The organism is Kitasatospora sp. NPDC015121, assembly GCF_055562955.1.
The window spans coordinates 1-21,816 of the sequence record NZ_JBVHEH010000030.1 but is presented as its reverse complement, the minus strand read 5'-3'; the positions used below and the strand labels follow the sequence as shown (position 1 = coordinate 21,816).

Sequence of the window (21,816 nt, the reverse complement as noted above, 5' to 3'; positions counted from 1 at the left end):
TGTACGGATGCTTGCCGAGGATGTCGCCCTGGCCGAGCTCGACGCGGAGGACACCACCGAAGTGCTCTGGCTGGCCACGGTCGACCTGGCAGGCAGCCACCTCTACCCGGACGTCGGCGAGCACCTGGTCGACGCCGTCACCGCCCAGGCCCCGCCTGCGGCCGCCGCCCCTGTGCTGCTGCCCGCGATGACGGACGCCACCTTCTGCTGGCGCTGATCGCCTGCGCGCTGTCGGCCGGCGGTGCCACGCTGACCCGATGGACGAGCACGACGAGCAGCTGCTGCGCGGCCGGGTCTACGGCGCCGAACCCGGCGAGGATCCCGGCCCCGAGCCGGGACACGAGTACCGCGAGCTGGTCGGCGGCCCCCTGGACGGCCAGCTGGTCGACGTCACCGGCTGGGACGCCGGCATGCTGGAGTGCGGGGCCGCGCTGATCACTCCGCTGGGCCACTACGGCGGCGGAGGCCGGGCCCGCTACGAGCCGCGCCCCGGAGACCCCCTCCGCTGGGACTGGGAGGGCGACTCGACGTAGCCACAGCCGCCGCCCGTCCTGGAGGGTTGCAGGGGGCGCACATCAGCCGGATGATCACGCTCCGCATATTTGTGCGTGCCACGCGTGAACAAAATGAGGGTTCGCACGATCAGATGGGATTCGCAAGCACGAACGGGCCCCACCCCGAACGGCCCAGCGTGACCCAAAGGAACCCCCGATGATCAACCCTCACCCCGCACCCGCCAGATTCCTGCGAGCCCTCTCCGTGCCCACGAGGCCGGTAGCAGAGCGCCGCCGCCCCCAAGGGCGGCCGCGCGGTACCGTTCCGGACCTGGCCGGGGAGGCATAGGTGAACGAGCCCTCCGCGACCGACCCGACCGGAACCTCCCCCCACCCGGCCGCCCTGACCGCCGCCCACGGCCCCGCCCTGGCCCGCCTGCTGGGCGTCCAGGCAGCCACCGTCACCCCCGCGCTGTTCGCCGCGTACGTCTTCGAGGCCGTCGAGGCGCTGCACCGGGTCGGCCGCCACGGCGAGGCCGAGGACCTGGAGGACGTCCTCGCCCTCCTGACCGGCGCCGCCCTGGAGCCCCACGCCGCCCCCGCCCGCGCCCTCCTTGAGGCCGCCGACCACGCGCTGCGCACCACCCTGCCCGCCACCGCCGACCGCCCCCTTCAGGCCGCCACCGTGTCCGAGACCGAGAGCGCCGGCGAGTTCGCGGCCGACTACCCCACCCCCGCCCGGGCCAAGGGGGACCTGCACGCCCACGAGCAGCGCCTGGCCGGCATCGAGGCCGGCGGCTGCCCGACCGACGATGCGATGGGCCGTTTCGGCTGGCTGTCGGTGCGCCGCTCGATCCTGGGCGACCTCTCCGACGCCGCGTGGTCGCTGGTCCACGCCCACGACGAGCACGGCGACAAGCTCGCCGCCGACGCCGCCGAGGAGCCGGCCGAGCACTACCGGGCCCTGTACGACCAGGCCGACCGCGCCCTGGAAGCAGCCCGCGCGCAGTTCACCGCCGCCCGCGCCGAGCACTGACCGCCGGCCCCGGGCCGGGCAACCGGCCCGGGGCCACCACCCACCCCTGACCCGACCCCGAAGGAGGCCACCATGCTCGACACCACCGCGCTGCCCGCGACCACCAAGGTCGGCCGCCTCTACCTGAGGAAAGTTCGCCGCCGGCGCCGTCCACGTCTACCGCACCCCGCAGCGGCCCGGCGCGGGCGTCAGCCTCCCCGCCCTGGAACGCCTGCTCGCCGACGGCCTGGTCGTCCTCGGCCCCGTGGTCCCGGAGCGGGGCCGCCTGGTGACCGTCACCGACCTGGGCCGCCGCGTGCTCGCCGCCGCGACGGACTGACCGGCGCGTTGGCAACGGGAAACCCTGCCGAGGGGCGGTGTTGGCTGGATCTGTCGGATCCGGGCGGAGGGTCGAAGGTCGGCTGAACGTTTGGCTGCCGGTCAAGAAGTGTTCAGGAAGCGGCAGTTTCGGTGCATCCCCGGTATCTACCATTCGGTAACTTGTGGGGCGCTGCGGCGGGGCCGGTCCTCGTCGGTGATTTCAGGCCGTGAATCGAAGGCGTAGTACGGGTGGAGGCCCGAGGGGAGTAGGGGTGTGGGCGCGTCCGGCGGGCACGTTTTCCCAGGTCAGGTGACTAAGGGTCAGAACCCTTTCATTTCAAGGCAGGCAGGGCGACACCCTTAGGCCTTTCGAGTGACTGGTACGGCGTCCGAACCGGGTAGGCTGGGTGCGTCTCCTCACCGGTGTCGGGTCCGGCGGGCTCCGATCGGGTCTACCTGGCCCGGGATGAGGAGGTGACGAGATGGCTCCATCCCCTGAGGAAGACGGCAGGGGGAACCCGAAGCCCCGGAAGAGATTCCGCCGGTTCGGAGGTTGGCTGGCGATGCAGATCCTCGCGATCGTGATCCGCCACTACCTGACGAGCTGGTGGGACGACTAACGGGCCCACCTGTTGACGCAAGTGGACCCGCTAGGAGAGCTCCGGGGCCGGAGCTCCTCGCCGAGGCCCTGCACCCTGTGGATTGATCGCCCTGGGTGCGGGGCCTTCACTATGTGATCGGTCACGATGCTGCTGGCCGCCCCGGACCCGGAGGGTCGCAGGCCTTATCCTTAGAGGTTCCCCGCAGCGGGGTCCAGATTCCCCCACAACCAAGTTGTGCACCTAGCCGCAGGACCTCTAAATTACCCAAAGTCGCAGTTAGACCGACTGGTTGGGAGGAGACGGAGCCGCACTCCTCTCCAGTATCGTACCTCTAAAAGGCACCTTTTCGGGTCTGCGAGGGGGAAGCGTCATGGCAAGGGGCATGGCCGAGTTCAGCGGTGAGGCGTTGCAGGGCCTGCGTGCCACCGCGAAGCGATCGGATGGCCGGCCTCCCGGGCTGAGCGCCGCGGAACTGGCGGCGGCGGTCGGTGCGACCAAGGCGCAGATCCTCGCCTACGAGCGCGGAGAGCGGATTCCCGAGCCCCAGCGGATTCGCCGACTCGCCCTGGCTCTCGATGTCCACCCCTTGGAACTGGCCGATGCCGCGATCGCGAGCGGGTCCCTGCCGGACTTGCGGCGAGGGTGCGGGTTCCGTGCGAGCGAGATCGTGCAGCGGCTCGCGGTGTCGCCGAAGGTCTACCGACGCTTCGAGACCGAGGGGCTCACCCCCGCCAGGCGGTGCACGCTCATCTACGAGGTCGCCTCGGTCCTGGGAGTCAGCCACGCCAGGATCGACCAGGCCCTCAGGAGATCCCCGGAGGTGATCGGCCGCGTCGAGAGGATGGGCGATGCGCTCAGGGATCTGAGGGCCCGACATGTGGTGGATGCCCGGCCCTGGAGCCCTCCCGCGGCGGGCGATGCCCTGGTCAGGGAGTTCGCGGGGCTGGTTGCGCGGTCCCCGTCCAGTGTGGCGAGAGTTCTGGCGGTGGCCCTCGCGGTCGAGCGCCGGCGGATGCTGAGGGCGGACCGCGAAGTCCTCACCGCGATGTACGAGATCGACGAGAGCCGCCGCGAGCTGGCCCTGCGGCACACCGAGCGCAACAACAACTACCAGGCGAGGCAGATCGGCAGTCTCTCCAGCCGCCTCGACCGGTTCTTCCGGTACGCGATCTCCGCGACGATGTGGCGCGCCCTCAACAAGATCTCCTACCAGTGGACAACCCTGAACAAAGCGGGGCTGAAGTACGAGGCCATACTCGGCCTTCCTCGGGAGTTGGTACTTCGGCGTGTGGACGAGGAGACCAACCGCATCGAGATCCGCCTGGCCTCCGATGCCGACCTGCACATCGGTACCTACAGGCAGTGGTACATCGCCCTGTACCCAAGTGTTCCCCTCGGCGTTCTGGCGGAAATCCACCGGAGCGACCGGGTGGTCCAGGGACGCAGGGCCCTCGTCGGCGAGGGCGTGTAAATCTCAGTCAGGGCCCGCCGGTCTCCGGCGGGCCCTGACGGCATTTTGCCTCCCCCTCCGGGCTGTCAGGACTGTCCTGACAGTCGGGAGGAGGGAGTCGAGGATGGCGAAGAGCGACGGCCAGCGGGTGCGGGACCTGGTGTTCGGGCTGGGGCGGGTCTACGGGGTGCCGATGATGCGGCCGTCGTCCGAGGGGCGGGGGCAGTGGTTGGTGGAGTGGGAGGACGGGCCGTCGGCGGCGGTGATCCGGGCGGCGGTCGCGCGGGAGCTCCCGGACCTGGCCGCCCGGATCCGGATCCGGCGGTACTACGGCATCCGGGCCCAGGTGCTGGGCGCGCTGCGGGCCATGGCCGCCGCCGCGGACGAGGACTTCGACACCTACCCACGCCTGGACGCCCACCGCCTGGACGCCCTGTCCCGCGACGAGCTGGACGCGGTCGCCGACCCGTGGACGACGGCCATGCCCAGGGAGACGGCGATGGTCGAACGGCTGCTCGCCCGGACCGCCGGCACCAGCAGCGGCGAGCCCTACGAGGACGCGTACCGCGCCCAGGAAGAGCTGGTGCGCCGCCGCGGGATCGGCTGGCTGCTCAATGACCTGCTGGCCGCCCCGACCACGGTCCGGCCCTCCGCCACGGCCACCGCGACAGGCCGTCAGGACGTCCCTGACGCACCGGTGGAGGCGGTCGCGCTGAGTCCGCTGGAGACGCTCACCGCCCACTACGCCACCGGCGACGACCGGCGGACCTGGGAACGGGGCGCCCGGGCGATGCCGGCCGACGCGGCCTGGACCGCCGCCACCACCGACCCCGCCCCCGGCCGCGAGCAGGCCTTGGCCGCCCTCACCCTCGCGGCCTCCCGGCGCGCCGCGATCGACGCCGCCCGCGCCGCCGGCGCCTCCTGGGCCGACATCGGCACCGTCCTCGGCGTCTCCCGCCAGTCCGCCCAGGAACGCGCCGCCCGACTGCGCCGGGCCCCCGCCGGCCGATCGGAGACCCCGTGACCACCGACCACCACCACCCCGGCGCGGTCCCGCCCCGCGAGGGGGAGACCGTCGACACCGGGCAGGGCTGACCCGCCGACATGGGAGGGCCCGCCGAAGCCTCCGGCGGGCCCTCCCGCGCCTTCGCGCCGACGGGCCGTCAGGCCGCTCTGCGCCCCAGGCGCACAGCGGCCTCCAGGGCGCCGCTGAGGGCCTCCAGCCCCGGTGGGCAGCGCACGACCGTGCCCGGCATCGCGGCGGCCAGCGCGCACACCGCCACCACCGCCACCCGTTCCGCGTCGGTAAGCTCCGGGAGCGTGTGTCGGTCCTGGCCGGCGTCGTAGTCGTAGTCGTAGGCCGGGCCGACCAGCATCTGCGGCAGCAGCCAGGAGCGGTACAGGTCATCCAGCACCTCCCCGTCCCCGCCCGGCACCATCGCCGGCCCCGTGGCCTCCTCCACCACCTCGGCGGCGTTCAGCAGTGCTTGTGCGTGCGGCTCGGTCTGCCCGATCCGAGGCGCCGCCATGCCCGCCCACCGCCGTATCGCCCTGACCGCCCTCTACGACCTCTACCGCCGCCACTACCTCAACTACGCCGAACTGCTGCTGCGCGCCGACACCGCCCGCCACGCCGTCGACGCGGCCTTCGACACCCTCGCCGAGACCTGGCCGCAGATCCTCTCCACCTCCAGCCCCGCCGCCTGCGCCTGGCAGGCGGTCCGCGACCAGGTCCGCGCCCTGGCCGATCCCGCCCACCTGCGACCCACCGACCACCTCGACCCGGGCCAGCAGGACGCCCTCCTGCTCCACACCGTCCTCGCTCTGCCCGTCGACGTCATCGCGGACCTCACCGGCGCCGAAGCCGCCACCGTCCACGTCCACCTGCGCGCCTGCGCCCCGGGCAGGCCCCCCGTCCACCCGCGAGCGCGCCACACCCCGTTGGGGTGAGGTCGGGCAGGCGGCCGCAACCCGTGCCCGCCGCGGGGGTTGAGCCGGGTATCGCCACCCGTCCCAACCTCCGTGTGGAGCCCGCCCGTGCGCATCCGCTCCCGGCTCCGCCGCTGTCGTTCCGGCGGTGGTCGGGTACCAGCGCGGGGCGGGGGAGCGGGTCGCCACCACGCTGTTGCAGGCGATCGACGCGCTGCCGGCGGGGGGCCGTCGTGAGCTGATGCCCCGTCACATCACTTGCCGACAGCTGGATTTGTCGGCCGGCCGCCGCCTTCCGGTCGGTTGTGTCCGGCTCTACCGTGGCGGTATGGCTGATCGTGCGTGGCTTCGCCCCGGACCTGACTCCACCACCGACATCGTCCTCCACGAGGGCGGCGACTCCCGCGCGTGGATGGTGCGCACCGTCCTGGCCGGGGCCGCGATGTTGCTGCTGGCGCCGCTGGTGCTCAGCCCCCTCACCGTGTTGGCGGTCATCGCCGTCGCGTCGGCGATCGGCCCCGACGCCGCGACCCTCGGCCAGATGGCCCTCGCCATCACCGCCGTCGAGGGCGTGCTGGCAGCACCCCTGTACGTGTGGATGGCACTCACCGCCGTCCGCCGGCTGCAATTCGCCCCGGCCCAGGCCCCCACCCGGTTCCGGACGGTCAGCGCCGCCCGTCCCGGCCCCTGGCGGCCGATCGCCCAGCTGCGCAGGATCCGGCTGAAGCACCGAATCACCGAGCCCTATCCGGGGGACCAGGAGCCGCAGACCGAACAGCTCACCGTCTGGTTCAACCTCGCCGGCGACGAACTGCAGTGGACCCCGCCCGCCCTCACCTCGCCGCAGCGGCTGTGCGAGGACCTCACCGCGCTGCTCGGCCCCGCCGGGGTACTGGTCGAGCTGGTCACCGAACGCGCCGTCCGGCCCAGCCCGGGGCCTGGAAGCGGCTGGAGCGGCGGCGGCGGTTCGGCCTCCGCCAGCTCCGCCACCTTCTCGGGCGGGGGCTGACCTGCCTCCACCGCGGCTGCGCCGGGCGAGCGGTGGGACGTGGTGCTTCAGCGCGTGTGGGCGGCCCAGGGCTGTTGGGGCAGGACGGTTGCGATCGCGTCGTCGATGCGGTGAGCGGATGGATCCGAAACCCCTGTCTGTGCCTGTGCTCCGGCTGTGGCGGGTGGGGTCGTGTGGGGGCGGCGGCGCGCAGGGTGGTGGTTGGCGCCTGGGGGCCGGCTGGCGACCGGGCCGCTACGCACCGGGTCCGGCCGAGTGCGGGTGTTCAGGGTGCCCGCTTCAGTCGTACGGGCCGACGGGTGGCGGGGGTTCTCATGACCCGGTCGCCGATTTTGAGTTTCTCGTACGACACGCCGTCCACGTCGACGGTGAGCTCGTCTCCGTCGTCGGTGCGGATCCGCAACCAGAAGCTCTCGACCGGGCCGGTGGTGCTGTATCCGGTCGTGGTCCACCGGCCGGTGATCTCCCCGGCGTAGGAGTCGTTGAACGACCTTCTCCGCCGGTCGGCGAACGCCACCAAGGCCAGGACGAGTGGGCCGACGATGAGGACCAGGAGAATGAGGTACGACATGTGTGCCCCCCCGCGTCGGCGACAGCCCGGCCTGCTCACGGCAGCGTACCGCCCGTCCAGACATCGACCCAGAAACCATGCAAGAAAAGGGAGTTGGGGCCGACCAGACCACGTGATCCCCCTGCCGCGGGCGAGCAGCTGAAGGCATACGTGTGGGCGGCGTGGTGCGCAACGCAATCGACGGCGCTGCGCGGACCGATGGCCCGGCAGAGGTCGCCACTGGAATTGCCCCGGCTCTCTGCCGACCGCCAGGCCGACCAGGGACCCGCCGCCGTGGACCTGGCCGCCGACGCCGAGCCGCTCACCCGGCAGGGCACCCAGTGAACCATCCGCACCACGACGAGCCCGCCGACCAACGTGGCTGCTTCCGCGCCACGACCAGAACGACCTGCCCGTCCTGCCGCTGCGCACCACCTACGAGGGCCGGTGCCGCCACCGTCTGGCAGCGTGGTCAAAAACCGCAGTTCCCCCACGCGCCGCTGCCGTTCCCGCCACCGTCCACGTCCACCTGCGCGCCTGCGCCTGCGCCCCAGGCAGGTCCCCCGTCCACCCGCGAGCGCGCCACACCCCGTTGGGGTGAGGTCGGGCAGGCGGCCGCAACCCGTGCCCGCCGCGGGGGTTGAGCCGGGTATCGCCACCCGTCCCAACCCCGTGTGGAGCCCGCCCGTGCGCATCCGTCCCGTCCTCGCCGCCGTCCTGTCCGCCGCCGGCGCGGCCGCGCTGCTCACCGTTCCGGCCGATGCCGCCTCCGCCCCCGGCACCGCCGCTGCCGTTCCGGCGGTGGCCGGGTACCAGCGTGGGGCGGGGGAGCGGGTCTCCACGACGCTGTGGGAGGCGATCGATGCGCTGCCGGTGGTGGGGGAGGACCGCACCGGCTACGTCCGTACGGCGTTCCGGCACTGGATCGACGCGGACAAGAACGGCTGCTCGACCCGGGCGGAGGTGCTGGTCGCGGAGGCGGCGAGCGCGCCGTTCGTGGGCGCGAAGTGCTCCCTGTCGGGCGGGGTATGGGTGAGCCGCTACGACGACGTGGTGCTGCAGGACGCCAAGGCGCTGGATGTGGACCACGTGGTGCCCCTCGCCGAGGCCTGGGACTCCGGCGCCTCGGAATGGTCGGCGGAGCAGCGGCAGGCCTACGCCAACGACCTGGACGAGCCCAGGGCGCTGATCGCGGTGTCCGCGAAGTCGAACCGGTCGAAGGCGGACAAGGACGTCGCGGAGTGGCTGCCGCCGGCGGAGGACTACCGCTGCACCTACCTGGCCGACTGGACAGCGGTGAAGACCCGCTGGGGCCTGGCGGTGGACCAGGTCGAGGCGGACACGCTGCACCGGCTCGCCGCGGGCTGCCCGAACGAGCCGCTGACCGTCACTCTCGCCCGCTGAGCAGGCACTGCCTGGACGAGGGTGCTATCCGAGGTGCCCTGGCTGCGCCGGTCCTGGGGGCGGCTGAGCTTCGGCGGACCCGCGTAGCCGGCGCCCGGTCGTCCGGGACTGGGGCGTGGTGGGCGGCGGCACCTGGTGATCTGTCGGTGCCGGCGGTCCTCACCGCCGGCACGGTGTCGCCGGGGGGCTTGTACGCGGCCCAGTCCGTCTCCGGGAGGGGGAGCGGGCCGGGGGCGCGGCCCGGGGGCGTCCGTTGGCCGGGTTGCTGCTGCCGGATCGGGCGCAGTGGTGCGGGCTGTGAGGGGGCCGGGTTGTCCGGGCCGTTTCGAGTGTCCGAGGTGCGGGGCGGCTGGTCTACCGCCTCGTGTAGGCGGCGTGCAGGCGGTGGGTGTTGAGGGTGTCGTGGTGGTCGGGGCCCAGGATGCGGGTGCGGTCGGAGAGTAGGTCGGTGAGCAGGCGTGCTGCTTCGGTGTGCTGGCCGGCTTCGCCGAGGTTGTAGGCGTGTTCGTGGCGGGTGTCGAGGGCGCCGGGGTGGTCCGGGCCTAGGACGCGGGTGCGGTCCTTCACCAGGTCGGCGAACAGCCGTGCGGCTTCGGTGTGCTGTCCGGCCGCGCCGAGGTTGGTGAGCTGCCGGTGGCGGGTGGCGAGAGTGTTGGGGTGGTCGGGGCCCTGGATGCGGGTGCGGTCCTTCATCAGGTCGGCGAACAGCCGGGCTGCTTCGGTGCGCTGGCCGGCTTCGCCGAGGTTGTAGGCGTGTTCGTGGCGGGTGGTGAGGGTGTGGGGGTGGTCGGGGCCCAGGATGCGGGTGCGGTCCTTCACCAGGTCGGTGAGCAGGCGTGCGGCTTCGGTGTGCTGGCCGGCCGTGCCGAGGTTGTAGGCGTGGTTGTGGCGGGTGGTGAGGGTGTGGGGGTGGTCGGGGCCCAGGACGCGGGTGCGGTCCTTCACCAGGTCGGTGAGCAGGCGTGCGGCTTCGTTGTACTGGCCGGCTTCGCTGAGGTGGTGGGTGTGGTTGTGGCGGGTGGTGAGGGTGTGGGGGTGGTCGGGGCCCAGGACGCGGGTGAGGTGGCCGGCCAGGTCGGCGAGGAGGCGTACGGCTTCGGTGTGCCGGCCGGTTTGGCCCAGGTAGTGCGCGTGCAGGCCGCCGGTGGTGAGGGTGTTGGGGTGGTCGGGGCCCAGGATGCGGGTGCGGTCCTTCACCAGGTCGGAGAGCAGGCGTACGGCTTCGGTGTACTGGCCGGTTGCGCCGAGGCTGTAGGCGTGGTTGTGGCGGGCGGTGAGGGTGTCGGGGTGGGTGGTGCCCAGAGCGCTGATGCTGTCGTCGACGAGTTCGGCGAGGAGGTGGGTGGCTTCGGCGTGTCGGCCGGCTTCCGAGAGGTCGATGGCATGACGGTGGCGGTCGGTGAGGTTCTTGACTTCCCGCGCGGGGCGGGTGTCGGCCGCCGTGGTGGGCATTCCAGCGCTGTCGGCCCGCTCGGACACCGCGGTGCCGGTCGGGGGGTTGTCCGGGTTGTCCGGGACAACGGCGGGCAGGCTCCGTGCGGCGTCTTCAGCGGGGTCGGTGCGCGGGTTTTCGCCGGTGTGGTGGAGTTCGTCGGTGATGCGCTGCAGGGTGTGGTCGTCGGCGTCGTTGACGGCGCTGGCGCGGGCCAGGGCGTGGTCGATGTCGTCGGCGACCGGGTCGGCCGCCGGCTGGCCGCCGGTAGTGCCGTCGGCGGGCCCGTGCGGTGCGCCTGCGGCGTCGTGTGTCCCGTACTCGGCTTGTGCGGCGCGTAGGCGGTCGAGTTCGTCGGTGAGGTCGTCGACGCGTTGTTGGACGCGGGCGGCGAGGTCTTCGGCCTGGCGCTGTTTGGCGCGGGCGCGGGTGAGTTCGTCTCGGGCGCGCTGTTCCTGGTCGAGGGCGCGGGCGAGGCGGCGGCGGGTGTCGTCGAGGACCCGCGGGTCGGCGGTGTGCTGTTGGAGGGTGTCCTGTTCGGCGGTGAGTTCGCGGACCCGCTCGGTGAGGGTGTTGATCATGCCGAGCAGGACCATGACGAGCTGGGTGGAGTTCTGGGCGGCCTGCTGGAGGTCGGCGCGCTGTTCGAGGGCGCGGGTGAGGCGGTCGTAGGTCTCCACCTGTTGGCGGCGTGCCTGTTCGAGCTCGGCCGCGAGCTTGGCGGAGAGGCCCTCCTCGGGCCCGTGCTGCGGGGGCTTGGGGTTGAGGGCGGCGTGCAGGAGGCGTTCGGCCTCGGCCAGGCGCACCGCGCGCTGGCGTGGTTCGGGCACGGTCGCCTTCACCAGCGCGGCCACGAACCGCTGCTCGGGGATTCGGCCGGCGAGATTCTCGCCGATCTGGGTCTTGGAGTAGGGGATCAGCTCCGCGAGGGCCCTGACCGTCAGCCCGCTTATGTCGATCCGCTCCCGCAGGAACACCGCGAGTGCCTCGGCCTCGCGGCTCTCGGTACGCAGCGGCCCCCAGGGCCGTCCTCCCCTGCCCCGCCCGGTCATACCCGCCCACTTCCGTTCCTCGGCGGTGTCGTCGTCCCGGACCGTCCCGGGACAACCCGCCGTAGTCCGGAACCTACCTGCGGTGACGCTCTTTTGGCTTCGGGACTACCGGAACGTGACCCACGCTCCTTCCATGCCCGGTCGGCGGCCGCCGGCCACGGGCACCGGACAGGGCCCGCCTGCCGCGGTCCCGGACCTTCCTGGAGGAAGAGCATGCCCACCCCGCCCACCGGCTCCGGGCCGCTGGTGAGCGCGCACGCCGCGCTCGTGTTCGTCGCCGCCGTAGTCGTCGGCATCGTCGTCGGCGCGCTGACGTTCTTCGGCGGCGGCCCCGTCGCCGCCGCGGTGCTGGCCGGTCTGACGGCCTTCGGCGCGGCCACCGTCGCTCTGCACAAGCTGATCGCCTGAAATCCCCTTGGCGAAGGCGGCCGGTGTCGGGCGGGCGGGGCCTCCCGCCGGGCTGAGGGGGACCAAAGCCTGAGAGGGGACACCGATCCCCTCGCGGTGGGCGTGGTGGGCGCGCCGTCCGGGCGTGTGAGTCGTCGTCTGCCGCCCGGCGGCCCGGGAGTGGCCGCCGGCCGGGTACGGCGCGGTCGGTGGATCCCGAAGAAGTGCCCGCCCGCCGACCGCGCCGCGCGGGAGGCCCGCCTTGTGCACGCCACCAGCAACCGCCGGGTCTGCCCCGCCCCGGGTCCGCGCCACCTTCGTGCGGCCGCGCCCGGGAGCGCCCCGATATGCCGCGCGGAGATGCAGCGCATTTCGTGCGGCGTTCTCCCGCATTTCTATTTGAATCAGAAGCGCCGAAATTTTGGTGGACCGCATTTATCCGGTGCCACGGTAGGGGGCGCCGGAAGAGTTTTCCCTGGAGTCGCCCATGTTTGTTCGGATGGGGTTTCGCGGTGGCAGGAGCGAGAAGTGGAGGACGCGGGAGTTGATCGGGTCCTGGCCCTGCGGGATGTCGCGGAGGCGGTGGACGAGCGGGACATGGCCCTGGGCCCCGCGCGGGGCGGACGGCCGCCTGGCGGACTTCCGAGCCCGCGCGGTGTGGTCCGGGCCGTGCCCCGAGGACGTCGTCGCGTTCGCCCGCCTGGAACCCCTGCCTGCCGGACCGGCTAGGCGGGACGCGGCGGTGGCCGTGGCCGGGAGGCGGCGCGGGGGTACTCCCGGACAGGGCGCAGCCGCGGTGGAGGGGAGCCCGGTAGCCGGGTGGCACAGCGAGACGGAGCGGACGTGAGCAGCAGCAGGCAGGGCGCCGGCCACCAGACCGGAAGATCGGTGGCGGCGACGGCCGCGGCTCTGAGCCAGGAGCACAGCAGCGTGCTGCGCGCCCACAAGGAGCGTGGCGCCACCTGGCTGATCACCTGACTGGGCGGCCCCACCGAAGCCGGCGTCCGCGAGCACCTGGCCGCCGGCGTCTGCGAGCACCTGGCCGCCGACGTCCCCGGCCTGCCCGCCGACAGGCTGCGCTGCGCCCGCGACTGCGGCAGCCGCGTGCTCGTCCTGGGCGCGCTGCGCGCGGCGCAGGCCCGGCCGGCCGGCGGCGCGCTCCTGGGGGCGGGCTCATCGAATGCGCGCGGGCCGCCCTCGTCGGCGTCGCCGCCCCTTGGAGCGGTGCCACCGCGCGGGAGCGGGCGCTGGTGCGGGAGCCTGCTCGCCACCACCGACGGCGCCGCCCTGGTGGACGACGACGCCGCCCTGGCCGCCCTGGTGCAGCGCGCCGTGCAACCGGTGCGGCGCGAAGCGCGGCAGCCGGCGGCGCACGCGCAGCGGGAAGCGCAGCAGCGGGACGCGGTGCGGCGGGCGGTGCCCGGGGCCCGCCGGGCGGCGCCGTCCCGCCCCGCGTCTACGATGCCGATCATGGGAATCGACGCGCGAGGCATGGAAGAGGCCGCCCGGGAGCAGGACGTGCCGCGCTGCAAGGTGTGCGGCACGCCGATCCGCGGGGACGGCCCCGGACAGCGCCCCGCCTACTGCGGCCGCTCCTGCTCCTCCAAGGCGTACCGGGCCCGCACCAAGGACAAGCAGGCCGCCGCGCTGACCGCCACCAACCTTGGTGCCTCGCGCGAGCCACTGGGCACCGAGGCGGCGCAGCAGATCGCCGACCTCGGCGCACTCGTCGAACGCGCCGCCCACGGCCTCGCCCAGACCCTGGACAACGGAGTCGACCCGGACGTCGGCGCGCAGACCGGCCGGATGCTGCTGCGCCTGCCCCTGACCGCCCTGGAGCGCGCGGTGGAGGAGCTGCTGGCCCGCGCGCGCACCGCCGTGCGGCAGGCGCAGGCCGCCTTCGAGCAGGAACTCGATGCCTCCCGGGAGGCATCAGGCCAGGCTGTCCAGGCGCCTGCCCAGGGGGTGGAGCGGGCGCCGGCCGAAGCGGCCCGCTCGCTCGCCCAGGCCGCCGCGGCGGCCATCCCGCCCCGACTCCTTGATGCCTCCCGCGACGCATCGAAGGGGGAACGCGATGCCTCCCGCGTCGCATCGCGCCCGGGATTCAATGCCTCCCGCGACGCATCGCCAGGACGGGGTGATGCCTCCCGCGACGCATCATCCGCGCCCGTGCTGCCCGCCCCTGCGGCGCCGGCCGCACCGCTGGTCCTGGTGCCGCCCAGGCACCGCACCCCGCCCCTGCCCGACCCCGACCTCTACGAGGAACTGGAAGCCGTCGGCCCCGGCTGGCGCCTGTACGGCTGGGAAGACGCCGACACCCTGTACCTCGTCGCCAAGGACGGCCAGGGCGTCGGCTGGGTCGAGTACGGCGTCAACGGCTCCAAACGCTGGATCGCGGTGCTCAACCCCAACGACTACCTCTCCGTCCCCGACAGCGACGCCCCGCTGTGGCACACCAGCCCGCACCTCGCCGCCCGCGCCATCGCCGCCCACCTCCGCCAAAACGCCCGCTGACCCACGCCCCGACCACAGCGCCGCAGCCGGGCCGGCTACCTGTCCCCACCTAATCCGATGTGTAGGTAGCTCCGGAACGCTCAGTAGGAGGGCTGTTCTGGGGGTGCTTGCCGTGGTGGACGCCTGGTCTCTCCCCTGGCCCGTGAGGTCTTGCGACAGAGCGGTGCCATCACGACCGGAGTGGGTGTCGCGGTGTCCTGGCCGGTGCTGAGCTGGACGCCTTTGTGTCTACCGATCCGTGAGGTCTTGATACAGGCCAGCGCCGATCGGCGCTTGCGGGGCCGCCGCGACGCCTGCCGGTGATCGTGTTGTCGTGGTCGTGGGCCAGCCAGTGCTCCGTGGCGGGATTTGAAGGCGTGGAATATGCCTTCGGCGTGTGCCGCAAGAGCGTGCTTTCAGGCATGACAGGTTCACTTCGGCCATTATTAGTGATCAAGCAGACACGGAGAGTGCACGGAAGGGAAGATTCCGGTGCGGCCCCCAGCGTTGTGTGGCCGCACCGGCACGTGCCCTTCACATCGTTCGCAGGACGCCCGCAGAAGCGTCGTGCGGCAAGGAGACACACATGTACTCCGCCACCACCCCTCCCACCGCGCCCCGGCGTCCCTCCGGCCGCCGGCTGGCGGCCGCCGCAGCGGCGTGCGCGCTCGCGCTCGGCGGCTCGCTGACCGCCGCCGCCGGGCCCGCGAACGCGGCCGTGACGATCACGACGCCCGTCCACCACGCCTACGTGGTGAAGCTGATCGACACCAACGCCACGCCCAAGACGTTCCCGGAGACCGACGCCCAGCTCCTGGCACACGTGGACGGGGCACTGGACTACTGGGTCGACCAGAGCGACCAGGCGATCTCCTCCTTCACCCGCACCGGCACCCTGCAGACCATCAACGGCGACTGCGGGAGTTCGAGCGTCAAGGGCGACGCGTGGACCGCCGGGCACGCCCTGTTCCCCGGGGTGTCCTTCACCGGCACCTCCGGCAACCACCTGATCGTGCTCGGCCCCAACGGATGCGGCGGCCTCAGCGTCGCCACCGGCAGCACGGCCGCGATCGGACTCAGCGCCGGCGGCGACGTGTGGGTCTACGACAGCGCGATGACCATCGACCACAGCCTCGCGCACGAACTCGGCCACAACTTCAACTTGAACCACGCCAACGCCCTGGTCTGCACCACCACCGGCGGGGTGACCACCTGCCCCGAGACCGAGTACCAGAACAAGTACGCGGTCATGGGCCTGGCTGTCGCCAACAGCGGGACGAACCCCGCGTTCCTGCCCCCGGCGCTGAGCTCCTACGACCGCAGCAAGTCCGGAATCGCCCAGACCTGCGAGGTCCCCGCGCTCGCACTCGGCACAGGCCAGCACGACGTCACCGCCACCTACGACCTGTTCGGACGCGGCACCAAGAGCGGCACCCGCGGCCTGAAGGTCACCGACCCGACCAACGGCGACACCTACTTCATCGACTGGCGCAACAAGTCCGGCCGGGACGCCGCCGCCTACTACGGCCCCTGGCCCGCCTCCGCCTCCGGCTACATCTCGGGCATCACCGTCGAGAAGGCCAAGGCCGTGTCCGGCGGCGGCACCCAGTCCGTCCTGCAGCCGATCACCCAGGCCACCTCCCCGCGCCAGTTCGCCGCCACCACCGGCAACACCTACACCCAAGGCGGCCTGTCCTTCCACGTGGACGCCACCGGCGCCCTGGGCGGCACCGCGCAGGTCACCGTCACCCTCACCAACCCGTCGGGCACCAACACCACCCTGCCCACCCAGACGGGCACCGCCACCGTCACCGGCACCCCCACCGCCGGCGCCACCCTCACCGCCAACCCCACCGGCTGGACCAGCGGCTCCTGCTACCGCTACCAGTGGCTCGACAACGGCACCGCCATCACCGACGCCCGCGCCAACACCTTCACCGTCCCGGCCAACCCCGCCGGACACACCTACACCGTCCGCATCACCGGCCAGCAGAGCGGCTACCAGCCGCGCACCGTCACCTCCCCCTGACCGCCACTACGGCATGAGCCCAGCGGCCGGCCAAGGCCCGTACACGGCCTGAGCAGACGACCGCCACGACGCGAGCCGTGAACCAGAGCGCCGCACCACGAAGACGGACCCCGGCGAGACACCTCGCCGGGGTCCTGCCGTACCCACAACACCCCGAACGGGATGCCTACGTGACCGCGGCTCCCGACCCCCGCCCAACCTCAGCCAACTTGACGTCTTCGCGTGCTGAGATGTCCTACCTTCTGAGCGGGATGAGCGGGCCATTCGTCCGGTCCGGTCGCCCAGGGACACCGGGTGTGGCTTCTGAGATGTTGCCGACCGTGGCTCGACAGACTTGGCCGCCCGGTGTCCCGACGACGACCCGGCCGCTCATTGGGAGTTGCGAGCAGATCGCTGAGTAGGACAACGTCGGCGCGGTCGTCCGAGCATGGACCACATCGACGGCACCTGGAGCACGATGAGCGCGATATGGGCGGGGATCGACGCGGGCAAGGGGCACCACCACTGCGTGGCGCTGAACGCAGAGGGCGGCAAACTGCTCTCGCGGCGCGTCGCCAACGACGAACCCGAGCTGTTGCAGCTCGTCGCCGACGTCCTCGCCCTGGGCGAGGAGGTGACGTGGGCCATCGACCTCACCGACGGCGGCGCCGCGCTGGTGATCGCGATCCTGGTCAGCCACGGGCAGCGCGTCCTCTACATCCCCGGCCGGACCGTCAACCGGGCCAGCGCCGGCTACCGGGGTGAAGGCAAGACCGACGCCCGCGACGCCGTGGTCATCGCCGATCAGGCCCGCATGCGCCGCGACCTGATGCCGGTCAACGTCGCCGACGAGGAACTGACCGAGCTCCGGCTCGCCACCGCTCGCCGCACCGACCTGGTCCGCGACCGCACCCGCGCCGTGAACCGGCTCCGCGGCCTGCTGACCGGCCTGTTCCCTGCGCTGGAACGGGAGTTGGACCTGTCCAACACCGGCCCGCTCGTCCTGCTGAAGGGCTACCAGAGTCCGGCGGCGATCCGCCGCATGGGCGTCGGCAGGCTGGAGACCTGGCTGCGCAACCGGAAGGTCCGCGGCTGCGCGAACCTCGCGCGCCTGGCCGTCGAGGCCGCCGAGCGCCAGCAGACCTCGGTCGCCGGGGAGAAGGCCATCGGCCGCATGGTGCAGACCCTGGCCCGCGAGGTCATGGACCTGAACGAGAAGATCGCCGAGGCGGACAAGGCGATCCAGGACGCCTTCCAGAACCAACCGCACGCCGAGATCGTCACCAGCGTCCCCGGGATCGGGCCGCTGCTCGGGGCGGAGTTCCTCGCCGCAACCGGCAGCGACATGGCACTGTTCACCAGCCCAGATCGCCTGGCCACCTATGCCGGCCTGGCCCCGGTACCACGCGACTCCGGCAGGATCAGCGGCAATCGGCACCGCCCCACCCGCTACCACCGCGGACTCCAACGGGTCTTCTACATGTCGGCCATGAGCAGCCTGACCTGCTGCCCCGACTCCCGGCGCTACTACGACCGCAAGAGAGCCGAGGGCAAACGACACAACCAGGCCGTGCTGGCGCTGGCACGACGGCGCGTCAACGTGCTGTGGGCACTGCTGCGCGACGGCCGGTGCTACCAGCCCGCACCACCAGCCGCTTCATGAGTCATCTCGTCGAAGCTTGACCGCGCGGCCTGTTTTTTCGCGGCCGAGGTCATGGGCAGTCGTGGTTTCACGGCGCTCTCCGGTCGGGGTCGTCGTTGTCCCGGTCGGTCAGTTGCCCCAGCGGGCGACGACGGCTTCCGCGATGTCGAAGGGAGTGCGGCAGTCCGCGCATTGGGCCGTGCCGAAGACGTAGGTCAGCTTGTGCGCGAGGTCGGGGTGGCCGTCGGCGAGGATGCGTTCGTGCAGTCGGCCGGCCAGGCCCTGCAGCGCCGAAGGGTCACGTGGCTGGAGGGGGAACTGCTTGGCGGGGGTACGGCGCATGTACAGGTAGTCGGTGGTCGAGAAGTAGCCGTGCTCGCCGAAGACGATCGAGTTCTCGGCCTCGCATGCGGGGCAGGGCAGTTCGTACTCCTCGCCGTTGAGGCCGTCGATCTGCTCACCCCAGACCTCGACCCCCTCGAAGCTGAGCAGCGTCCCCAGGAGCGAGATGTAGTTGCGGGGATCCTCGGCCAGCCCGGGGACCCGCAGGGCTTCTTCGGTGAGCTCCCGCATCACGGCGATCTCCGCGGCGCGGGACACGTAGGGGTCTTCCCCGTTGTCGGGCCGGTCGGTGCCGGCGACGATGGCACCGGCCAGGTAGAGCGGCTGCCGCCGTTCCACCGGCGACCAGAGCCGGGCCGTGTCGGCCAGGGCCGGGAGCGCCGCATAGCTGGCCGAGAAGACCGCACCCTGGTGGCACAGCGCCGACCACAGCTCGCCCCAGCAGGAGTCGTCCGGGTCCGGGCTCATGGCGTCCAGGAGGGCGGGGATGTCCTGGGCGGTGCCGTACGCATGGCTGAGTTGGGACCAGTCCGTCATGTAGCGAATTCAAGCACCCGAGTGAGACGAGTTCCGAACAGTCGGACTTCGGTGAGACAGGAAGCTCTGCTCCTTGACAAGCACCATTGGGAAGTCTGTGTCCAACCGCCGGACCGGCCCCGCTCCGCGGCAGTCCCGCCCTGCGGGGCCGACCAGCTCCTCGATGTCCAGCCCCGCCGACCGCCACCACCTAGGCCCGGCGGCCGGGAGCCGGGCCAACGGCCCGTCAGGACGCCCCCGGCCCCTGCCCGCCCCCTGGGCGGCCCGGCCCCGCCACGGGCCCGCGCAGCGGCCCTCCAGGCCCCGCCCCGGCCCGCGCAGCACCCCCTCCCTCACCCCTCTGGCGGTACGGACACCCGGGTGCTGCTGCCGACCGCGAACCACCGCGTACGGAAGTAGTCGGCATCCGCCGGCCCCGCTTGTCCCGCCCTCCCACCAGCGCAGACACCGCCCGCCGCCCACCATCCCGGAGCAACCTCCGAAGCAACCCGACGGGCAACCTCCCGCGCAACTCGATGGACAACCCCCGGAGCAACCCCCGGAGCAATGTGCCTGTGCACGCTAGATGGCCAACTTTGCAGGCTAGGTGGCCAATCTGTTCAGCCCAGTTGGCCAGCTGCCGCCGGTCAGCACGAAGCGGTCAGCAGTGAATGCGCAGGTCACCTTCGTGGCACAGCACCACGACCTGGTCCCCGGTCTCGATCACATGCCAGCGTTGCTCACGGGCGTAGTCGATCAAGGCGTCCAGTCCGCCTCCGTGGCTGTCGATCGTTCCTCGGTTCCGTCGGACCACCCCTTCCTCACGGGCCTGCTTCGAGGCGAAGAGTTGTTGCAACCAGCTGTTCGGCTCCATGAGTTCCACGCTACGAACGAAGCGGGTTGATCACCTTCGGAGCAGCAGGTGGCAGACCGGGGCCATCCGAGGCGGAGACGCGCTGGCCAAGTAGGTTGCACCGTTTGGCCAACTAGCGTGCACAGGCACATCGGCCCCCGGCCCGGGCTCGGCGGCCACCGGACGCGGGTCCTGGCGTAGGTCCTGGCGTGGGTCCTGGCGTGGGTCCTGACGTGGGTCCTGGCGTGGGTCCTGGCGTGGGTCCTGACGTGGGTCCCCCCGCTCTGGCGGAAGCCGGGCGAACGCGCAGCTCAGAGCCCCGCCGAGGCGTCCGGAAATTCCGACATCCCTGTCCCTGGCCCCTCTTCCTGCTGTGGTGGTGGGTGGGCGGTGGTGCCGGACGGGATCAGCGGCGCTGCGCTGGCCCTCCCCGGCGCCCGGGCCGGGCCGGGCCGGAGCACGACGTCGACCAGGCCGCCGAGCACCCGCGCCCGGGTCTCGTTTAGCTGCTGGTCTACCTGCTCGCTTAGGTGCTCGTACAGCTGCTCGTTTGGCTGCTCGTTTAGGGTTCGGCACCTCGACCCGCCGCCGGGTCGTTCCCGCAGGCCAGGCCCGGGATTCGGGCGTTCTCACCGGGCCGACTTACTTCTGTGCGCCTGGTCCTGGTGGTGATGGGTGGTGGTGGCCGGGGTGGGGCGCGTTCGGTTCCGGGGCGGGTCCGCTCACCGGCGCTCGGCCTTCTTCTTCGCGCCCGCCTGGTGGCGGCCGCGATCGAGCAGGGGCGGGCGGCGCGGCCGGAGGCCCTGCCGGGTCGGTTTCGTCTCTGGTTTCGTCTCTGGTGGCGTCTCTGGTTTCGCACGCGGTTTCGTCTCTGGTTTCGTTTCCAAGCACCCCATGCCGCCGTGCCCGGCCTGTTTCCGCAGGTCAGACCCGGCAAGTTCGCCCGGCCCAGTGCCGACTTACCCCTGGGAGCCCCCGACCCGGCCGACGAAGGAGGAGGGGGAGGGTGGTGGGCGGCGGCACCGTGGGGTTCGGGGGCGCTGCGCTGTGCTGTTCCCCTCTCTCCGGCCGGGGCGGCCAGGGCGGCCGGGGCTGGTGACCGGGCTGGGCCCGCCTCGTTGGTCCGGGCATGACCGCCCTGACTCCGCCCGGCACCGGCCGGCACCGACGGCCAACGCCGCCGCCGGTCCCGGAGCCCGAGTGCACCTGCGGCACCTGCGATCCCGAGTGGCTCCCGACCTGCCGGACGCCGGAGCCCATCCGCCCGCCGCGGCACACCGGCGGCTCCGCCCGGCCCGGCCGCCACCGCGCGCCGCGCCCGGACGACCCGGCCCCGCCCGGCACCATCTCCCTGGAGGCGTACCGCGACCGCAAACGGCTCGCGGCCACCACCTCGACCGCCTGAACAGAGCTGTCACAACCCCCTGTCACGCCCCCGCCGAGAAGGCCGCGACAGGGCGTGCTGTCGCGCCCTGTGACCTGCACGAACACCCCTCCACCCCCCCACCCCCCGCCCGGGCGCGACAGCACCTCCGAGACAGCCCACTTCCCGGACCCGGCCGCGCAAGGGCTCCCAGGGAAGAAGTCGGCGCGCCCGCGCCCCGCCCGCCCACCCCTTGACCACCAGGCCAGCGCCCCGCCCGCCGCCCCGGCCGCACCCGTCCAAGAGAACCCGAAAGAGAACCAGAAAAGGGACCTGAAAGAGCACCCCAAAAGGAACCCGAAAGAGAACCGATTCCCCAGAATCCACACAGCGCATTCGGCGGGATCGCCCCGCACCGGATTCTGATGCACCGGGCGGCCAGAATTCTGGCGGGAAAGCCAGTCCCTTTAGCGCCCGGTTTCCGAGCCGCCCGGAGCGGCCCGTTCCCTCAGGAGGCAGGCCACATCAGGCGGGATCCCCTGGCATCCAGAAGTGATGCATGCGCGCGGGGGCGCGGCCACCTGGTCCACCGCGCCGACCGCCGACCCGCAAAGGCCGGCCTCTGCTCGGCCACCCCACCCGCCCCTCGACCCCGCTGCCCACGGGCCCGCACCCGAGCACCGAGCCGGACCCCCTCCCCTAGTCAGCCCGGCCGAAGGCCGCCCCTCCGTCAGCCAAAAATCCAGCTCAACGAGTTGACCTAGCCTCAGCCACCCCGGGCCGCCGGAGCGAAGCGGAGCGGCCCAGGCCGAGCGCGAAGCGCCGGCCGCACCACCGCGAAGCGGGGGTGCCGGACACGCGGAGCGGGTCCAGCCCGGCCGACGGCCGGGCCCACCGCGCGAAGCGCGGTGGCGAACCGAAGGGCCGAAGGCCCGTAGGGACCCGCTCCGCGGG

Annotated in this window: 19 protein-coding genes; 14 read left to right on the top strand and 5 right to left on the bottom strand. The window is 72.5% G+C overall.

Features of this window, described 5'->3' with window-relative positions; all coding sequences use genetic code 11:
• Positions 1-7: 7 nt before the first annotated feature.
• The 5 genes from ACZ3J7_RS33385 to ACZ3J7_RS33365 all read left to right on the top strand — a co-directional run bounded on the left by ACZ3J7_RS33385 (position 8) and on the right by ACZ3J7_RS33365 (position 4,906).
• Positions 8-217 carry a hypothetical protein gene (locus ACZ3J7_RS33385; RefSeq protein ID WP_465627133.1) on the top strand — a complete coding sequence of 70 codons (210 nt, stop codon included), beginning with the start codon at positions 8-10 and terminating at the stop codon, positions 215-217.
• 40 nt (positions 218-257) lie between these two features.
• Complete coding sequence (locus ACZ3J7_RS33380; protein WP_465627132.1) at positions 258-533, top strand: hypothetical protein; 276 nt, start codon at positions 258-260, stop codon at positions 531-533.
• 310 nt (positions 534-843) lie between these two features.
• Positions 844-1,530 carry a hypothetical protein gene (locus ACZ3J7_RS33375; protein ID WP_465627131.1) on the top strand — a complete coding sequence of 229 codons (687 nt, stop codon included), beginning with the start codon at positions 844-846 and terminating at the stop codon, positions 1,528-1,530.
• A 1,284-nt stretch (positions 1,531-2,814) separates the two neighbouring features.
• Entirely contained in the window at positions 2,815-3,903 is a 1,089-nt protein-coding gene (locus ACZ3J7_RS33370) for a helix-turn-helix domain-containing protein (protein ID WP_465627130.1), read from the top strand.
• Positions 3,904-4,006: 103 nt separating this feature from the next.
• On the top strand, positions 4,007-4,906 hold the full coding sequence (locus ACZ3J7_RS33365) for a hypothetical protein (RefSeq protein ID WP_465627129.1): 900 nt from the start codon (positions 4,007-4,009) through the stop codon (positions 4,904-4,906).
• 139 nt (positions 4,907-5,045) lie between these two features.
• Here ACZ3J7_RS33365 and ACZ3J7_RS33360 read toward each other — a convergent pair whose 3' ends face one another.
• Positions 5,046-5,411: a hypothetical protein gene (locus ACZ3J7_RS33360; RefSeq protein WP_465627128.1), complete on the bottom strand. Its 366-nt coding sequence runs from the start codon at positions 5,409-5,411 to the stop codon at positions 5,046-5,048.
• Here ACZ3J7_RS33360 and ACZ3J7_RS33355 point away from each other — a divergent pair.
• Positions 5,410-5,832, top strand: coding sequence for a hypothetical protein (locus ACZ3J7_RS33355; RefSeq protein ID WP_465627127.1), 423 nt, complete (start codon positions 5,410-5,412; stop codon positions 5,830-5,832). The two genes, ACZ3J7_RS33360 and ACZ3J7_RS33355, sit on opposite strands and share 2 nt — an antisense overlap.
• A gap of 307 nt (positions 5,833-6,139) precedes the next feature.
• Positions 6,140-6,820 (top strand): hypothetical protein, encoded by a 681-nt coding sequence (locus ACZ3J7_RS33350; RefSeq protein ID WP_465627126.1) that lies wholly within the window; start codon positions 6,140-6,142, stop codon positions 6,818-6,820.
• 265 nt (positions 6,821-7,085) lie between these two features.
• Here the strand turns inward: ACZ3J7_RS33350 and ACZ3J7_RS33345 are convergent, their stop codons facing one another.
• Entirely contained in the window at positions 7,086-7,391 is a 306-nt protein-coding gene (locus ACZ3J7_RS33345; protein WP_465627125.1) for a DUF7489 domain-containing protein, read from the bottom strand.
• 666 nt (positions 7,392-8,057) lie between these two features.
• Between ACZ3J7_RS33345 and ACZ3J7_RS33340 the strand changes: the two genes are divergently transcribed.
• The gene (locus ACZ3J7_RS33340; RefSeq protein WP_465627124.1) at positions 8,058-8,774 is read left to right on the top strand and encodes an HNH endonuclease family protein; all 717 of its coding nucleotides are present in this window, start codon (positions 8,058-8,060) and stop codon (positions 8,772-8,774) included.
• A gap of 354 nt (positions 8,775-9,128) precedes the next feature.
• On the opposite strand, the gene ACZ3J7_RS33335 is transcribed toward ACZ3J7_RS33340, so the two are convergent.
• Entirely contained in the window at positions 9,129-11,258 is a 2,130-nt protein-coding gene (locus ACZ3J7_RS33335; RefSeq protein WP_465627123.1) for a tetratricopeptide repeat protein, read from the bottom strand.
• Positions 11,259-11,471: 213 nt separating this feature from the next.
• Between ACZ3J7_RS33335 and ACZ3J7_RS33330 the strand changes: the two genes are divergently transcribed.
• From ACZ3J7_RS33330 to ACZ3J7_RS33310, 5 genes are all read left to right on the top strand, one after another.
• A complete protein-coding gene (locus ACZ3J7_RS33330) occupies positions 11,472-11,666 on the top strand; it encodes a hypothetical protein (RefSeq protein ID WP_465627122.1) in 195 nt (64 codons plus the stop codon).
• A gap of 822 nt (positions 11,667-12,488) precedes the next feature.
• On the top strand, positions 12,489-12,623 hold the full coding sequence (locus tag ACZ3J7_RS33325; protein ID WP_465627121.1) for a hypothetical protein: 135 nt from the start codon (positions 12,489-12,491) through the stop codon (positions 12,621-12,623).
• A gap of 246 nt (positions 12,624-12,869) precedes the next feature.
• Entirely contained in the window at positions 12,870-14,159 is a 1,290-nt protein-coding gene (locus ACZ3J7_RS33320; protein WP_465627120.1) for a hypothetical protein, read from the top strand.
• Positions 14,160-14,724: 565 nt separating this feature from the next.
• On the top strand, positions 14,725-16,167 hold the full coding sequence (locus ACZ3J7_RS33315; RefSeq protein WP_465627119.1) for a hypothetical protein: 1,443 nt from the start codon (positions 14,725-14,727) through the stop codon (positions 16,165-16,167).
• Between the two features lie 457 nt (positions 16,168-16,624).
• On the top strand, positions 16,625-17,809 hold the full coding sequence (locus tag ACZ3J7_RS33310; RefSeq protein ID WP_465627196.1) for an IS110 family RNA-guided transposase: 1,185 nt from the start codon (positions 16,625-16,627) through the stop codon (positions 17,807-17,809).
• Between the two features lie 108 nt (positions 17,810-17,917).
• Here ACZ3J7_RS33310 and ACZ3J7_RS33305 read toward each other — a convergent pair whose 3' ends face one another.
• Together ACZ3J7_RS33305 and ACZ3J7_RS33300 are read right to left on the bottom strand one after the other, a co-directional pair.
• Positions 17,918-18,667: a hypothetical protein gene (locus ACZ3J7_RS33305; protein ID WP_465627118.1), complete on the bottom strand. Its 750-nt coding sequence runs from the start codon at positions 18,665-18,667 to the stop codon at positions 17,918-17,920.
• Between the two features lie 640 nt (positions 18,668-19,307).
• On the bottom strand, positions 19,308-19,520 hold the full coding sequence (locus tag ACZ3J7_RS33300; protein WP_465627117.1) for a hypothetical protein: 213 nt from the start codon (positions 19,518-19,520) through the stop codon (positions 19,308-19,310).
• 1,108 nt (positions 19,521-20,628) lie between these two features.
• Between ACZ3J7_RS33300 and ACZ3J7_RS33295 the strand changes: the two genes are divergently transcribed.
• Positions 20,629-20,904: a hypothetical protein gene (locus ACZ3J7_RS33295; protein WP_465627116.1), complete on the top strand. Its 276-nt coding sequence runs from the start codon at positions 20,629-20,631 to the stop codon at positions 20,902-20,904.
• Positions 20,905-21,816: the final 912 nt, after the last annotated feature.

Bases quoted from the DNA above. Each gene is read 5' to 3' on its own strand.
- ACZ3J7_RS33385 (WP_465627133.1), top strand. From the start codon at position 8: ATGCTTGCCGAGGATGTCGCCCTGGCCGAGCTCGACGCGGAGGACACC.
- ACZ3J7_RS33380 (WP_465627132.1), top strand. From the start codon at position 258: ATGGACGAGCACGACGAGCAGCTGCTGCGCGGCCGGGTCTACGGCGCC.
- ACZ3J7_RS33370 (WP_465627130.1), top strand. From the start codon at position 2,815: ATGGCCGAGTTCAGCGGTGAGGCGTTGCAGGGCCTGCGTGCCACCGCG.
- ACZ3J7_RS33365 (WP_465627129.1), top strand. From the start codon at position 4,007: ATGGCGAAGAGCGACGGCCAGCGGGTGCGGGACCTGGTGTTCGGGCTG.
- ACZ3J7_RS33355 (WP_465627127.1), top strand. From the start codon at position 5,410: ATGCCCGCCCACCGCCGTATCGCCCTGACCGCCCTCTACGACCTCTAC.
- ACZ3J7_RS33360 (WP_465627128.1), bottom strand. From the start codon at position 5,411: ATGGCGGCGCCTCGGATCGGGCAGACCGAGCCGCACGCACAAGCACTG.
- ACZ3J7_RS33350 (WP_465627126.1), top strand. From the start codon at position 6,140: ATGGCTGATCGTGCGTGGCTTCGCCCCGGACCTGACTCCACCACCGAC.
- ACZ3J7_RS33345 (WP_465627125.1), bottom strand. From the start codon at position 7,391: ATGTCGTACCTCATTCTCCTGGTCCTCATCGTCGGCCCACTCGTCCTG.
- ACZ3J7_RS33335 (WP_465627123.1), bottom strand. From the start codon at position 11,258: ATGACCGGGCGGGGCAGGGGAGGACGGCCCTGGGGGCCGCTGCGTACC.
- ACZ3J7_RS33330 (WP_465627122.1), top strand. From the start codon at position 11,472: ATGCCCACCCCGCCCACCGGCTCCGGGCCGCTGGTGAGCGCGCACGCC.
- ACZ3J7_RS33315 (WP_465627119.1), top strand. From the start codon at position 14,725: ATGTACTCCGCCACCACCCCTCCCACCGCGCCCCGGCGTCCCTCCGGC.
- ACZ3J7_RS33310 (WP_465627196.1), top strand. From the start codon at position 16,625: ATGAGCGCGATATGGGCGGGGATCGACGCGGGCAAGGGGCACCACCAC.
- ACZ3J7_RS33305 (WP_465627118.1), bottom strand. From the start codon at position 18,667: ATGACGGACTGGTCCCAACTCAGCCATGCGTACGGCACCGCCCAGGAC.
- ACZ3J7_RS33300 (WP_465627117.1), bottom strand. From the start codon at position 19,520: ATGGAGCCGAACAGCTGGTTGCAACAACTCTTCGCCTCGAAGCAGGCC.
- ACZ3J7_RS33295 (WP_465627116.1), top strand. From the start codon at position 20,629: ATGACCGCCCTGACTCCGCCCGGCACCGGCCGGCACCGACGGCCAACG.